1 protein-coding gene is annotated in these 740 nt (G+C 58.8%); it reads right to left on the bottom strand.

Going from position 1 to position 740, the window contains the following annotated elements; genetic code table 11:
• Nucleotides 1-670 (bottom strand): RNA-guided endonuclease InsQ/TnpB family protein (locus NW840_RS13305; protein WP_414344784.1); only part of this gene is annotated, 670 nt, incomplete at its 3' end.
• Nucleotides 671-740 lie beyond the last annotated feature (70 nt).

The following is a 740-nucleotide window of genomic DNA, read 5'->3' as shown; positions in this document are numbered from 1 at the left end:
TGACTTTGCGGGAGAGCGCTTGCTGTGCCTTGCGCAAGCGCGCCTCGTGCCGCTTGAAGCTGTTGAGGGGGGCATAGAACGAGCCGTCCGACAGCGTGGCAAAGCGGGTGATGCCCATATCTACGCCTACCGCACCGCCGGTTGGAATGGGCTGCTCGACCTCTCGCTCAGTCTGAATCGACACAAACCACTTGCCGCAGGACTGGCTGACGGTGACGTTCTTCACCGTACCCAGCACTTTTCGGCTGTTGCGGTAGCGCAGCCAGCCCAGTTTGGGCAGGAAGATGCGGCTATTGGTCTGATCAAGCTTGATCTGCTTCGGGTCGGGATAGCGGAAGCTGTCGTGCCGGCCCTTCTTCTTGAACTTTGGGAAGCCGGCGCGCTTGGCAAAGAAGTTGGCGTAAGCCCGCTCCAAATCCTGGAGCGCCTGTTGCAGCGGATGCACCGGCGCATCGCCCAGCCACGCCGTCTCTGTGCTATTGCGCCATTCAGTGAGCAGCTTGCACAGCTCGGCGTAGCCAAGCTTCTTCTCGCCACACTCGTAGCGTTCTTTCTGTAACGCCAGCGCCTTGTTGTAGACGAACTGGCACGAGCCAGCGAAGCGGCGCATGAGTCGCACCTGCTGGCCGTTGGGCAGCAATTCGTACTTGAAGGCTTGAAGTCGTTGCATCGCTCAATCGTATTCTTGGCCTATGCGTGATGACAACGATATTCACATGGCCGGCACTGCGTTTTTAAAG

It is taken from the genome of Synechococcus sp. R5-13 (genome assembly GCF_047462015.1).
GTDB lineage: Bacteria > Cyanobacteriota > Cyanobacteriia > Thermostichales > Thermostichaceae > Thermostichus.
This window is presented reverse-complemented; position numbering and strand designations above follow the sequence as displayed.